This is a genomic window from Geodermatophilus sp. URMC 62 (assembly GCF_052931475.1).
Genome location: NZ_JBRFHY010000001.1, coordinates 2,482,419 through 2,495,774, shown reverse-complemented (window position 1 = coordinate 2,495,774; position 13,356 = coordinate 2,482,419). Strand labels below are relative to the sequence as shown.

Annotated in this window: 13 protein-coding genes and 1 tRNA gene; 2 read left to right on the top strand and 12 right to left on the bottom strand. The window is 76.9% G+C overall.

Features of this window, described 5'->3' with window-relative positions:
- Positions 1-28 precede the first annotated feature (28 nt).
- Positions 29-838 (top strand): enoyl-CoA hydratase/isomerase family protein, encoded by an 810-nt coding sequence (locus ACU616_RS12035; RefSeq protein ID WP_446758695.1) that lies wholly within the window; start codon positions 29-31, stop codon positions 836-838.
- Between the two features lie 26 nt (positions 839-864).
- Here the strand turns inward: ACU616_RS12035 and ACU616_RS12030 are convergent, their stop codons facing one another.
- The 12 genes from ACU616_RS12030 to galU form a co-directional block, all read right to left on the bottom strand.
- The gene (locus tag ACU616_RS12030; RefSeq protein WP_446758694.1) at positions 865-1,863 is read right to left on the bottom strand and encodes a hypothetical protein; all 999 of its coding nucleotides are present in this window, start codon (positions 1,861-1,863) and stop codon (positions 865-867) included.
- 105 nt (positions 1,864-1,968) lie between these two features.
- Complete coding sequence (locus ACU616_RS12025; RefSeq protein ID WP_446758693.1) at positions 1,969-3,030, bottom strand: fibronectin type III domain-containing protein; 1,062 nt, start codon at positions 3,028-3,030, stop codon at positions 1,969-1,971.
- 189 nt (positions 3,031-3,219) lie between these two features.
- The gene (locus ACU616_RS12020; protein ID WP_446758692.1) at positions 3,220-4,263 is read right to left on the bottom strand and encodes a hypothetical protein; all 1,044 of its coding nucleotides are present in this window, start codon (positions 4,261-4,263) and stop codon (positions 3,220-3,222) included.
- Between the two features lie 123 nt (positions 4,264-4,386).
- A complete protein-coding gene (locus ACU616_RS12015) occupies positions 4,387-6,030 on the bottom strand; it encodes a diguanylate cyclase (RefSeq protein ID WP_446758691.1) in 1,644 nt (547 codons plus the stop codon).
- Positions 6,027-7,073, bottom strand: a complete 1,047-nt coding sequence (locus ACU616_RS12010; RefSeq protein ID WP_446758690.1) for a hypothetical protein — start codon at positions 7,071-7,073, stop codon at positions 6,027-6,029. Before ACU616_RS12010 ends, ACU616_RS12015 begins: the two co-directional genes overlap by 4 nt.
- A gap of 101 nt (positions 7,074-7,174) precedes the next feature.
- Positions 7,175-7,750, bottom strand: coding sequence for a signal peptidase I (locus ACU616_RS12005; protein WP_446758689.1), 576 nt, complete (start codon positions 7,748-7,750; stop codon positions 7,175-7,177).
- The gene (locus ACU616_RS12000) at positions 7,747-8,400 is read right to left on the bottom strand and encodes a hypothetical protein (protein WP_446758688.1); all 654 of its coding nucleotides are present in this window, start codon (positions 8,398-8,400) and stop codon (positions 7,747-7,749) included. The genes ACU616_RS12005 and ACU616_RS12000 overlap by 4 nt, the downstream gene beginning before the upstream one ends.
- Positions 8,401-8,612: 212 nt before the next feature.
- Positions 8,613-8,686 (bottom strand) — tRNA-Ala (locus ACU616_RS11995).
- A 119-nt stretch (positions 8,687-8,805) separates the two neighbouring features.
- The gene (sepX, locus tag ACU616_RS11990; protein ID WP_446758687.1) at positions 8,806-9,519 is read right to left on the bottom strand and encodes a divisome protein SepX/GlpR; all 714 of its coding nucleotides are present in this window, start codon (positions 9,517-9,519) and stop codon (positions 8,806-8,808) included.
- 156 nt (positions 9,520-9,675) lie between these two features.
- Complete coding sequence (locus ACU616_RS11985) at positions 9,676-10,242, bottom strand: GNAT family N-acetyltransferase (RefSeq protein ID WP_446758686.1); 567 nt, start codon at positions 10,240-10,242, stop codon at positions 9,676-9,678.
- Between the two features lie 58 nt (positions 10,243-10,300).
- Entirely contained in the window at positions 10,301-11,707 is a 1,407-nt protein-coding gene (glp, locus tag ACU616_RS11980; protein WP_446758685.1) for a molybdotransferase-like divisome protein Glp, read from the bottom strand.
- Positions 11,708-11,738: 31 nt separating this feature from the next.
- Entirely contained in the window at positions 11,739-12,656 is a 918-nt protein-coding gene (gene galU / locus ACU616_RS11975; RefSeq protein ID WP_446758684.1) for a UTP--glucose-1-phosphate uridylyltransferase GalU, read from the bottom strand.
- A 76-nt stretch (positions 12,657-12,732) separates the two neighbouring features.
- On the opposite strand from galU, the gene ACU616_RS11970 reads away from it, so the two are divergent.
- Positions 12,733-13,326 carry a 5-formyltetrahydrofolate cyclo-ligase gene (locus ACU616_RS11970; protein ID WP_446758683.1) on the top strand — a complete coding sequence of 198 codons (594 nt, stop codon included), beginning with the start codon at positions 12,733-12,735 and terminating at the stop codon, positions 13,324-13,326.
- Positions 13,327-13,356: the final 30 nt, after the last annotated feature.

Below are 13,356 nucleotides of genomic sequence, written 5' to 3'. Positions count from 1 at the left end.
GTCGCCACCGGCTCCTGGAGGACTCCGCATGACCACCACCGACCGCCCGCGCGTGCTCACCGCACCGGACGGCGACGTCTGGACGATCACGCTCGACCGGCCGGAGGCGGGCAACGCGCTCGACCCGGCCATGGCCGAGCAGCTGACCGCGGCCCTGCGGGCGCGCCCCGACGCCAGCCGCGCGGTGCTGCTGCTGGGCAACGGTGAGCGCTTCTGCGTGGGCGGTGACGTGCGCGCCTTCGCCGGCGCCGAGGACCCCGGCGCGTTCGTCGGGCAGCTGGCACACGACTGGCACGAGGTGGTGCGCCTCCTGCTCTACAGCCCCGTGCCGGTGGTCGCGGGCGTGCAGGGCGCGGTGGCCGGGGCCGCGGTGGGCCTGGTGGGCGCGTGCGACGTCGTCGTCTGCGCCCGATCGACGAAGTTCCGCCCGGCCTACGGGGCGCTGGGCTTCTCCCCCGACGGCGGCAGCTCCTGGGCGCTCACCCGCGCGCTCGGCGCCCCGCGGACCCTGGAGCTGATGCTCACCGACGGGTCACTCAGCGCCGCCGAGGCGCACCAGTTCGGCCTGGTCGCGCGGCTGGTGGAGGACCGGCAGCTGCGCGAGGCCGCCGTCACCCTGGCGCAGACGGTGGCCGCCGGACCGGTCCGGGCGATGGTCCGCACCCGGTCGCTGGTCCGCCGGGCGGCCATCCGCACGCTGGAGGAGCAGCTGGACGACGAGGCCCGGCTCATCGCCGAGTCCGCCGCCGACCCCGAGGGCCGCGAGGGCGTGCGGGCCTTCGTCGAGAAGCGGCGGCCGGACTTCCGCGCCGCCGGCCGGGCGGACACCCCGCGGTAGACCTCCCCGTCCGGAGCGCCCGCCGCTCAGCCGGCGGGCAGCAGCGACGGCGGGACCGGCGCCACCAGCAGCGGGTCGGGCCGGCCGACGACGTCGTCGCGGCGGCCGCGGTAGTCGAGCACGGAGAGCACGTGCCGCAGCGCCTCGGTGCGGGCGCGCCCCTCGTCGTCGGCCGCGAGCACCGTCCACGGCGCGGCCGGCGTCGAGGTGGCGCCGACCAGCGCCGCCTCCGCCGCGGGGTCGGCGTCCGCGCGGGCCACGGAGAACCACAGTTTGACCAGGTGGACCCCTCCCCCGGTCAGCGCCTCCTCGAGCCGGGTGAGGTCCTGCAGCGGCGCGGCGCGGGCGGCGGGGTCCCGGGTCAGCGGGCCGCACCAGGACCGGTCGAAGACCACCAGCCGGCCCGCCGCGGGCAGGTGCGCGGCGCGGTCCGGCGCCCCGGCGGGGACGACCGTCGCCACCCGCGGGTCGAGGTGCTCGACCAGCGCGGCGGCGGTGCCGCCCTGCCCGGCGTCCCGCGCGCCCTCCAGGACGACGACGACCCGCCGGCCCTCCTCGTGCACCCAGGCCTGCAGCTTGAGCAGCTCGACCTGCAGGCGCAGCAGGTCCGCGTCGTCGCTCCCCGGCGCGGGCCGCTCCGCGGGGACCCGCTCGGGGCGCCGGGCCGGAGGCCGGGCGGCGCGGTGCACCGCTCCCCGGCCGGCCGCGGTCGCCGGCGGGGGCACCGGCGGTGGCACCGCCCGCCGGGTCGGCGGCGCGGGCGCGGCCACCGGCTCGGGCAGGGCCTCCGGCTCGGGCAGGGCGTCCGGCTCGGGCAGGGCCTCCGGCTCGGGCAGCCGGAGGAGGGTCAGCGGGGTCCAGAGCACGCGCGACCCGCCGTCCCAGTCCAGCCGGACCCGCGCCTGGCAGCGGCCGTCGTCGTGCCGCCAGCCGAGCAGCTCGGCCGGCCGCCAGGCGGCGTCCAGGAGCGCCTCGACCGCCAGCGCCTCCCGGAGGAGGGCGACCGGATGCTCCCCCGCTGCCACGGGGAAGGACGGTAGGCGGCCCGGGGGCCTGGTCCGGGGACGTCGGCCCCACGGGGGTTGACGAAGTCGCCCGCCTCCTGCTGTCGAACGACGTCCCGCGGCCGGTCAGCAGGAGGGGGTCAGCGTGGTGCTCACCACAGGAGACGTCCACGTCCCCTTGTAGGCCCACAGCCGGAACGTGTACGCGGTGCCGTTGACCAGCGGTCCCTCCGTCGTGCCCGTCGCGCCGATCGGCGTGATCGACCGCGTCGACGGCGTCGCACCGCCCGCGCTGCGCTCGAGGCGGTAGCCGGTCGCCCACGGGCTGGCGCTCGCCGTCCACGAGAGGACGGCCGACGGCGTGCCCGACGAGCGCCGGAGGGCCACGGTCTGCCCGACCCAGGAGGCCGCCACGCCACTGGGCGCGGACGTGGTGCGCACGGGCGCCGTCCCGGGTCCGGGGAACGGCTCGTCACCGGCGCTGACGCCGCCGGTCCCCGTCACCGCGAGCTGCCGCCACCGCTCGGTCGTGCTGCTCGGGGCCGGGTGGGGCTCGCGGGCGCTGGTGGTCAGGCGGATCAGTTCCGTGTCGGCCGTCGTGGTGGTGACCCCCGGGGTCCTGATGACCGTGTCGGAGCCCGAGAGCCCGTCCGAGGTCTCGATGGGGTTGGTGAGGCTGACCCCGCTGTAGGCGGCGACACCCCCGGCCATGGTGACGGTGCTCCCGGCGGGGAAGGCGAAGGTGGCGCTGCCCTCCCCGTCGACGGCCTTCTTCCAGAACACCGCGGAGGTCAGCCCGCTCGTGTACGAGTCGCGGCGGACGAGCGTCCAGCCGGGGGGCTCGGGAAGGGGCACGGCGCTGGTGCCGTGCCCGACCTGGGCGAGCAGCACGTCCCCGGCCCGCGTCCCCGCGGGCGCCGGCAGGGTCAGCGAGCCCTGGGCGGTCGCCGAGGCGGCGGACCGGAACGCGATGGAGGGAGCCGGCGCCGAGCACGCCTGGGAGGCCGCCAGGCCGGTCGGCGGCGCCACCCCGTCGGTGGCCCACGCGCCGGCGGGGTTGGCGGTCACCGAGGAGAACCGCGCCGACGCGCCGGGCAGCACCACCGTGAGGGCGAGCAGGCCCAGGGCGCACGCCACGGCGGCCAGGGCACGGCGGGGCAGCCGCCGCGCGCGCCTGGACCGTGTCATCGCCGTCCTCCGTCCGCGCCCGCGTGCTCGCGGGGTCCTCGCCGGTGCATCGACCGCGCGCGGCGCCGACTTGAGCGGCCGGGGCGTGCGGGCACTCCCTCGGAGGAGGACCCGCGGACGACGGGGTGCCGGCACTGCGTGGGTCGACGACGTGGGCGGCGCCGCGCCGTCGATCCGCCCCGGGGCGGGTCAGCAGGAGGGGGTCAGCGGGGCGGTCACCGCGGTGGAGGTCCAGGTGCCGCGGTAGGCCCACAGCCGGAAGGTGTACGCGGTGCCGTTCACCAGCGGTCCCTCGGTGGTGGAGGTCGCGCCGATCGGGGTGAGGGAGCGGGGCGCCTGGGCCGTGCCGCCGGTGCTGCGCTCGAGGCGGTAGCCGGTCGCCCAGGTGCTGGGGCTGGCCGTCCAGGACAGGGACGCCTCGACCAGAGGGGCGGTGGGACGCAGGGCGATCGTCTGGGCGATGTACGCGGTCGTGGAGCCGGGCGACGAGAAGGAGCGGGACGGGGTCGTACCCGGCCCCACGAAGGACTCGTCCGCCGCGGTGATCCCCTCGCTGTCGGAGCTGAGCTTCCAGCGTTCCCGGAGACCCCCGGGCGTCGCGAACTGCGCGCCCGCCTTGGCCAGGAAGTACACGAGCACCGTGTCCTTCACCGTCGTCGTCACCGCCGACGGGGTGACCGTCTCGCCGGCACCGGTGGTCCTCCCGGTGACGGCGACGGGGCTGCTCCGGTCGACCCCGCTGTAGGCGACGATCCCGCCCACCATGTCCCCGGGGCTCGAGTCCGGACGGGTGAAGGTCGCGGGCGCGTCGGCGCCCGTGGCGACCTTGTAGTAGACGGCGGAGGTCACCACCCCTCCGCTCGTGTCCGCGAAGAGGAGTGTCCAGTCGCTGGGCGCGCTGATCGTCGAGGCCCCGTAGTAGGTCACCTGGGCCACCAGGACGTCGCCTGCCTGGGTCGCACTCGGCCGGCTCAGGGTGAGCGGTGACGGACTCGTCGACGCGGCGGCCCCACGGAACGTGATGGGCGTCCGGGTGCAGGCCTGGACCGCGGACAGGCCGGTCGGCGGCGCCACCCCGTCGGTGGCCCACGCGCCGGCAGGGTTGGCGGTCACCGAGGAGAACCGCGCCGACGCGCCGGGCAGCACCACCGTGAGGGCGAGCAGGCCCAGGGCGCACGCCACGGCGGCCAGGGCACGGCGGGGCAGCCGCCGCGCGCGCCTGGACCGTGTCATCGCCGTCCTCCGTCCGCGCCCGCGTGCTCGCGGGGTCCTCGCCGGTGCATCGACCGCGCGCGGCGCCGACTTGAGCGGCCGGGGCGTGCGGGCACTCCCTCGGGGGAGGACCCGCGCCGGCGCTCAGTGCGCCGCGGCCGGCTCCTGCCACGGGTACTGCACCGGCAGGACCCCGTCGTCGACCGCCACGCCGCTGACCGGCCCCTCGACGCCGTCCATGCGGGCCTGGTCGCGCCCGCCGGCCTTGGACGCGTACAGGGCCGTGTCGGCGGCGTGCAGCAGGTCGGCGGCGGCCGCCCCGGCGCCGCGGTGGCAGGAGATGCCCACGCTCGCGGTGATCGTCCGCGGCGCCTCGACCTCCGCCAGCACCGTGCGGATGCGGCGCGCGAACGCGATCGCGTCGTCGGCCTCGGCACCGGGCATGACCACGGCGAACTCCTCACCGCCGTAGCGCGCCACGACGTCGCCCTGCCGCGCGCTCCCCCGCAGCGCCGCACCCACGCCGCGCAGGACGTCGTCGCCGGCCTGGTGGCCGAAGGTGTCGTTGAGCTTCTTGAAGTGGTCGAGGTCGAAGATCAGGACCGCGAGCGGGGCATCCGCCCGGGCGGCGATCGACAGCTCCCGGTCCAGGGCGGCGTCGAAGGCCCGGCGGTTGGACACCCCGGTGAGGCCGTCGGTGAGCGCGCTGCGCTGCAGGTGCTCCAGCAGCGCCACACGGGCGAAGGCCGTCGCGGCGTGGGCCACGGCCTGCTCGGCCACGCCCACCCGGCGCTGCTGGATGCGTGAGCCGGTGCGCGCGTCGTCGGTGAAGGTGAGGACGCCACTGCCCTGACCGTCGAGCCCGAAGGGGATGGCGACGACGCGGCGGGCGCCGTCGAGCACCTCGTCGACCCAGGGGTCGGGAGCGGTCATGGCGGCGAGGAAGGTGTGCCCGCGCGCGCCGACGTCGGCCAGCAGGGAGCCGGGAGCGGGCGGCGCGATGCCCCGCAGCTCCTCCGCCTCGCCGTCCCCGCGCCGGCGCACGGCCAGGTCGACGGCGGGGCCGGTGGCGCCGTCGGGCACGTGGCAGTGCACGGCGGCGACCGCGGCATCGGCCGCGTCGACGGTGAAGTCCAGCAGCGCCTCGGCCACCTCGGTGGTGCTCTCCGCCTCGTGCAGCGCCGCCGCCAGCCGCCGCAGCGCCTCCTCGTCGTAGCGGCGGCGCCGCAGCTCGCGCTCGTTGACCGCGCCGAGGACGGCCGTGGTCACCGCGGTCACCCACACCACCGTGAGGAAGACGCTGTAGGTGAGCTTGTCGAAGCCCTCGACCCCGCGCGCGGGCAGCGAGCCGGTGGTGATCCCCTCGAGCACGCACATGACCACGAGGGAGTGCCAGAGGGCCATCTTCAGGCCGCTGCGGAAGGAGCTCAGCAGCGAGACCGCCAGCACGTGCAGGACGATCACGTAGACGACCGGGCTGTCGATCCCCCCGGTGAGGTAGAGCGCCCACCCGAGGTGGACCGCGTCGAGCATGACCGGCGCGGTGATCGCCAGGACGGCCCACCGGCGTCCCCGGCCCGACAGCCCCTGCAGCAGCAGCCCGAACGCCAGCAGCGCCACCCCGGGCACCAGGAGGTACTGCAGGGGCAGCGTCTGCGCCGTCCGGGTGACCGCCCAGGCCGCCAGCGGCAGGGCCACGACCAGCCCGGCGCGGACGGCGAGCAGCCACCGCAGCCGGTCGGCCAGCGGCAGGAGGTCGAGGTCCTGCGGTGCGGATGCCTGGCTCATGTCGTGGTCCTCGGCGTTCGGGGGAAGTCCTGGAAGTCGTGCACGTCGGAGCTGACGCGGGCCAGCGCCAGCTTCGGGTCGCGCTGGTCGAGCCGGCCCTGCACGAAGAGGAACCCGACCACCACGCCCACCAGACCGAGGGGGAACTGACCGTCCTGGGCGACGGCGACGGCGGTCTCCCCCACGGCGGCGGCCACCTCCGCGACGGCCTGTGCGACCGCCTCGGCGACCGTCGCCGGCGGCGCCTGCAGCGGCTCGGCCCGGACGACGTCGGAGACCGGGGGCGGGTCGTCCAGTGTCGGCGGCGGGGTCGGGCTCGGGACCTCCGGGGTGGGGGTCGGCTCCGGCACGGGCGCGGGGAGGACCTCCGGGGTCGGCGTCGGGGTCGGCGTCGGGGTCGGCGTCGGGGTCGGCGTCGGCGTCGGCTCCGGGGTGCGGCCCGGGAGCGCCGAGGGGGTGGGCTCCGGCGCGGGCGGGACCGGCTCGACGTCGAGGGCCCAGACGAACGTCGCCGCCGCGCGGCGACCCTGTGCCCCGGGGTCGTCGAGGACGGTGACGGTGAGGCGGAAGACGGCCTCGGACGCCGATGCCGGTCGCCAGCCCGTCGGGATGCCGGCGGTGGCGTCGGCGGGCATCCGGTCCAGCGTCCCGCTCCAGACCGGCACGCCGGAGAACGTGGCGCAGCTGGCCGGGTCGGCCAGGGTGCCGGCCTCGACGCCGACCTGCAGGTACGGAGCGAGATCACCACCGGTCCCCGTGGCGCTGAGCTCGACCTCGCCGAGGGACGCCGCCGACCCGGTCACCGCCAGCGCGACGCAGGTGCTCTCGGTGCGCCCGGGGGTCAGCCCCGTGGAGGTGAACAGGGCGGCACCGCCGCGGTCGTCGACCAGGCTGACGGCGCTGGTGCTCGCGGCCGCCGGAGTCGTCCCGACCGGCAGCCACTCCCCTGCGAGGGAGGCGAACAGGGCGGCACCGACCAGCCAGGCGGCGGCTCGGCCGCCACCGGCCGCACGCCGGGGCGGGAGCTGAGGCGCTGGGCGCACGCTGTCCCCCTCCTCGACGTGGTCCGCACCACCGGCGCGGGACCGGCCTCCTGGTCTCATCGGCCTCGCGGGGCCGTTCTTGAGCGGGAGCAGCCGACGGGTCAGACGACGGCCCGCAGGGCCGCTGCCCGGAGCCGGTCGGCGGTGGTGAGGCCACGGCCAGCGCTGCCGCCGGTCCGGCCGGAGACGACGACGGCGGCTGCCGCGAGCAGTGCGGCGGTCGCACCGATCGCGCCCCACCGCCCCTCGGTCCGCCAGTACGCGGGCAGGCCGACGTAGGGCACGCGCAGCTGCACCTCGCCGATGACGCTGGCGGCCGGCACGTGCGCGGTGTCGTTGCTCTGGTTGGCGTCGCCGCGGGTGACCAGGGCGCCCTGCTCGTCGAGGGAGACCAACCGGTGCACCACCAGCCGGTCGACGCCCGAGGGGTCGGGGAACAGCAGGATCTGCCCCGGCTCGAGGTCCTGCAGGAGGACCGGACGGGTCAGCACCACGTCGCCCTCGGCGAGCCGGGGGGCCATCGAGCCGGAGACGACCACGTGCCCCTGGAAGCCGACGAGCCGGGGGGCGAGGGCCAGGAGGACCAGGCCGGCGACGGCGACCAGGACGACCGCGACGGCGATCCGGCCGGCGGCCGTGGCCCGGGAGGTCCACGAGGGAGCGGTCGACGTGATCACGTGTTCCGCGCCTCCCACGTGATCGTGGCGTCGGACCGGGTGCGCTGGGCGTCGTTGTCGTCCTTGACCAGGTACGAGATGCGCAGGGTCAGCGACGTGCCCGGAGCGACCGACGGGCCGAGGGACAGCCCCGTGGCGTAGTCCGCGCGGCTCCGCAGGGCGGTGAGCGTGGCCGCCTGGTCGGCCAGGCCGTCGTTGGCCTGGCGGGTGTTGAACAGGAACGTCGGGGACGCCGTCGGGGTGAAGCCGGTGCTGCAGTCGGGCAGCACCGAGGTGGTCGCCGACACGTTCTGCCCGCGCTCGACGCTCATGACGAGGAAGCGGTCGAGGGTGGTCGCGCCACCGGCCGGCGTGCCGACGTACATCCGGATGTCGGCGGCGACGTCCCCGGCGTAGTCGAGGCGGATGCAGCGGGAGCGGGCCGCGCCGGGCGTGAGCCCGGTCTCGGTCGCGCTCTCGAACAACGCCGTCCCGCTGTCGTTGTCGGTCAGCCGGACGCTGCCGGTCTGCCAGGAGTTGCCGGGGTTCTGCGTGGTGGCCGAGAAGGCCGCGTACGTGGAGCTCCAGGTGAGCGCCACGCTCAGCACCAGACCCACGGGGACGACGGCGGCCAGCACGGATCGGCGACCGCGGCGCGGGGAGACGCGCACGATGCCTCCTTCAGGTGGGTGACGCAGGGACGCTTCTGTTGGACACAACAGGCATCGGCACGTCGTCCCGTGACCCGAGATCGGCACCGGCGTCGCTCACCCCTCCGGGTGACCGCCCGGGAGGTCGGTCCGCGCGGCGGGCGCGGTCGCCGCCCCGGAGACGCCGAACGCCGCCGGGGCGGTGGCCCCGACGGCGTTCTGACGTCTCGGTGTGGAGCTGAGGGGATTTGAACCCCTGACCCCCTCGATGCGAACGAGGTGCGCTACCGGTCTGCGCCACAGCCCCTGACGGACGGCAACGATACCGCCCGCTGGTCCGGGTGCCGCCAGCGGGGGCGGACCCGGCGTGGCCCCCCTGCAGGGTCCCGCCGCGAGCCTGGGAGCGGCGGGGGCAGGGGGCCTTCGTCAGCCGTTGACCACCCGCGGCTGGTAGAGGTCCACGTCGGCGAAGCCGATGTCGTCGTCGTCCAGGCCCACGACCGCGCTGTCCTGCCAGCCGGCGGGCGCCGGCGTGCGGGCGGCCACCACGCGGCCGGGGCGCAGCGGGTGCACCGGGGCCAGCGGCAGGCTCGGGTGCGGCAGGTCGGCGGTGGACCGGGCCGGGGCCTCCTCGGCCACGGCCGGGACGTCGACCGGCGCGGGACGCGGGGCCGGCGCCGGACGGGCGGCCGGGCGCGCCACGGGGCGAGCGGCCGGCCGGACGGCGGCACGGGCGGCGCGGCGGGCAGCGGCCTGCTCCCGGCGCGCGGCGGCCCGCAGCACCACGAGGTAGCCGACGAGCGCGACGTCGAGCAGCCCCTGCAGCAGCCACAGCCACGGCGACACGACCAGCGCACCGACCAGCGCCAGCACCGTCAGGGCGAACAGCCCGGCCAGCGTGCGCCGGCGCACCGCGTGCACGTCGACGCGCAGCTCGCCGGTCCGGCGCAGCGTGTCGCGGTCCACCGACACCCGCTCGGTCGCCGCGGAGTGCACCGGGTCACCGGCCCGCCGCCGCTGCAGCGTCCGCCCCTGGGCGACCTCCGCACGGGACGACGAGGTGTCGCGGGTCACCACCATGGGCACCAGCACCACGAACCACAGCACGACCAGAGCGGCGAGCAGCACGCCAGACCCCATCGAGAACACCACCCGTCACACGAGTCACTTGCCGCGGCAGGTTATGCAGGTCGCTCCCCCCGTGGAGGGAGGCGCGCGGGCGTGTCGCGCGAGTGGTGTGTGACGCGAGTGCCGGACCGGTGGCGTGTCGACGTGGCGTCACGCTCCGCATCGTCCTCAGCGTGGTACGCGGGACCGCCACAGGCCGAGGACCCCACCCGGGACGTCCTCGGCCAGCAGCGCGTACGACAGGTGGTCGCGCCAGTCACCGTCGATGTCGAGGTACCGGCGGGCCAGACCCTCGCGCCGGAACCCGAGCCGCTCGACCAGGCGCTGGCTGGGCAGGTTCTCCGGGCGGATGTCGGCCTGCAGCCGGTGCAGGCCGGCCGGGCCGAACGCGTGGTCGCACACCAGCGCCACCGCCAGCGAGGCCATCCCCCGCCCGGCCACCGCGCGGTCGACCCAGTACCCCAGCGACCCCGAGCGCAGCGCGCCGCGCACGATGTTGTCCACGGTCACCTGCCCGGCCAGCCGCCCCTCCACCCGGACGGCGAAGGGCAGCGACGTCCCCGCCCGCGCGCGCCGCGTCAGCGACCGGCGCATCGCCCGGTAGGCCGCCGAGGTGTGCCGCACCGACCAGGCCACCCCCGCGGAGGGCTCCCAGGGCCGCAGCCACGCCTCGTTGGCCAGCCGCAGCCGGCTCCACTCCGCGGCGTCACCGCGGCGCAGCGGGTGCACCTCCACCGGCCCGCAGGCCAGGCTCGCCGGCCAGCCCGGGTGCTGCAGCGGGTCGAGGTCCAGGTCAGCCGCCCAGCAGCAGCGGCATGACCGTCACCAGTCCACCCTCGGCGACCTCGGTGACGTCCTCGTCGACCACGATGAGGCAGTTGGCCCGCGCCATGCGGGCGAGCATCGCCTCGTCGCCGTCGCCGAGCGGCTCGACGACGTACCCGCCGTCGGGATGGCGCATGACCTGCCCGTGCAGGTACTGGCGGTACCCCAGCGGGGAGAGCAGCCGCCCGGCGCAGATGGCCTGCACCGTGCGCCGGAACAGCTGCCGCTTGCCCAGCATCGAGCGGATCGCCGGGCGGACGAAGACCTCGAAGGACACCAGCGCGGCCACCGGCTCGCCCGGTACGCAGATCACCGGGACCTCGTCACGGCCCAGCCGGCCGAAGCCCTGCACCGGGCCGGGGTGCATGGTCACCTGGCGGAAGCGCATGGGCCCGAGTTCGGCGAGCACCTCCTGCACGAGGTCGCCCTCGGCGGTGTGCGTGCCGGCGATGAGCACCAGGTCGCTGCGCAGCAGCTGGCTCTCCAGCACCTCGGTCAGCCGGCGCCGCTCGGTGGGCAGGATCCCCCAGCGGTAGGCCGAGGCACCGGCGTCGCGGGCGGCGGCGGCGAGCGCGTAGGTGTTGACGTCGACCACCTGGCCCGGCGTGGGCGTGGCGGTGATGTCGACCAGCTCGCTGCCGGCGGACAGGACGGCGACCCGCGGCCGCGGGCGCACCTGCACCCGGTCGCGGCCGACGGCGGCCAGCAGGCTGATCTGCGCCGGGCCGATCGGCGTCCCGACGTGGACGGCGGCGGTGCCGGGCGAGACGTCGTCGCCGGCGCGGCGCACCCAGCCGCCAGGCTCCACCGGCGCGTGCACCTGCACCCGGACCACCCCGCCGTCGGTCCACACGGCCGGGACGACGACGTCGGCGCCGGCCGGCAGCATCGCCCCGGCGGCGACCTTGTGCGCCTGGCCGGGCGCCAGCGCGCTCGGGCCGGCGGCGCCGGCGGCGGTCTCCCCGACGACGGCGAGCTCGACCGGCGCGTCGGGCGCGGCACCGGCGACGTCCTCGGCGCGGACGGCGTAGCCGTCGAGGGCGGCCTGGTCGAAGGAGGGCAGCGCGCGGGCGCTGACCACCTCCTCGGCGCACAGCAGACCCTGCGCGTCCAGCACGGCGAGCTCGATGGGCTCGGGCTGCGGGACGGCGGCCAGGATCTCGTCGAGGTGGGTCTCCACGTCGCGCAGCACCGGCGTCTCGGGCGCTGCCGCGCGCGGCGGCGGGACCTGGCCGGGCTCGATCTGCGTGGTCGCGTGCACGGGCGGCGCCGGGGGGTCGACGGTGGCGCCGCTGCGCAGGTCCAGCGCCGACGTCTCCCGGTACTCCGCGTCCCGGGCGCCCAGCGGCGCCCGCCCCGTGCTGTGCTCGGTCATCCCCGTGATCGTCCCCCCTGCGGGGGCCGGGTCAGGCCTGCGACGCGCCCTCGGCCGGCAGGTCGGCCACGAAGTCGGTCAGCCAGGAGCGCAGCGCCGGACCGAGGTCCTCCCGCTCGGAGGCCAGCCGGATGACGGCCTTGAGGTAGTCGAGCTTGTCCCCGGTGTCGTAGCGGCGGCCGCCGAAGACGACACCGTGCACCGGCTGCCCCCGCTCGACCAGCGTGGCCAGCGCGTCGGTCAGCTGGATCTCCCCGCCGCGGCCGGGCGCGGTCTCCCGCAGCACGCCGAACACCTCGGGGGCCAGCACGTAGCGGCCGATGATGGCCAGGCTGGACGGCGCCTCCTCGACCGGCGGCTTCTCCACCAGCCCGGTGATCGTCACCACGTCCTCGGACCCGCCGGGCTCGACGGCGACCGCGCCGTACTTGTCGATGTTCTCCTTGCCGACGTCGAGCAGCGCCACCACCGAGCCGCCGTGCTCGGCCTGGACGGCGAGCATCTGCTCGAGCAGGTGGTCGCGGGCGTCGATCAGGTCGTCGCCGAGGAGGACGGCGAAGGGCTCCTCGCCGACGAACGCGGCCGCCTGCAGCACCGCGTGGCCCAGGCCGCGGGCCTCGCCCTGCCGGACGAAGTGCACCTGGGCGACGTCGGTCGACTCGTGCACGGCGGCCAGCCGGCCGGCGTCGCCCTTCTTCTCCAGCGCCGTCTCGAGCTCGGGCGTGCGGTCGAAGAAGTCCTCGATGGCGGCCTTGTTGCGGCCGGTGACCATGAGCACCTCGCGCAGGCCCGCGCGCGCGGCCTCCTCGACGATGTACTGCAGCGCCGGGCGGTCGACGACCGGCAGCAGCTCCTTGGGGACCGCCTTGGTGGCGGGGAGGAACCGGGTGCCCATCCCCGCGACGGGGATGACGGCCTTGCGCGTCGGGCGCGTGCGCGGGGTCTCCACGCGGGGAGCCTAGCCAGCCCCCGGGACGGGCCCGGACGGCGGCTCGGGCGACGGGTTCCGGCAATAGCCTGTCGCGGTGACCACCCCGCACGACGGAGAGCCGGCCAAGGCGGCCCTGCGCGACCGGTTCGTGGCCCGCCGCCGGGGCCGCTCCCCCGCCGAGCGCGCGACCGCCGCCGCGGCGGTGACCACCACCCTGCTCCGGCAGCTGGCGCGGGTGCGCACGCTGGCGGCCTTCGTGCCCGACGAGACCGAGCCGGGCACCGGCCGGCTGCCGGCCGCCTTCACCCAGCTGGGCGCCCGCGTGCTGCTGCCGGTCGTGCCCGAGACCGGCCGGGAGCTGGGCTGGGCGGTCGACACCGGCCGGCTGGCGCCGGGCCGGTTCGGGCTGCTGGAGCCGGTCGGGCCGCGGCTGGGCCCGACGGCGGTGGGGGCGGCGGAGGTCGTCGTCGTGCCCGCGCTGGCCGTCGACCGGGCCGGCACCCGCCTGGGCCGGGGCGGCGGCTACTACGACCGGGCGCTGCGGCACACCCGCCCGGGCGCCGTCGTGGTGGCCCTGGTGTTCGACGACGAGCTGGTCGACCGGCTGCCGGCGCTCGACCACGACCGGCCGGTGAGCGCCGTGGTCACCCCGGACGGCGGATGGCAGGCCCTACCCGCCGGTAGGTGACACGGTGGGCCGACCCGTCACCGTCGACAG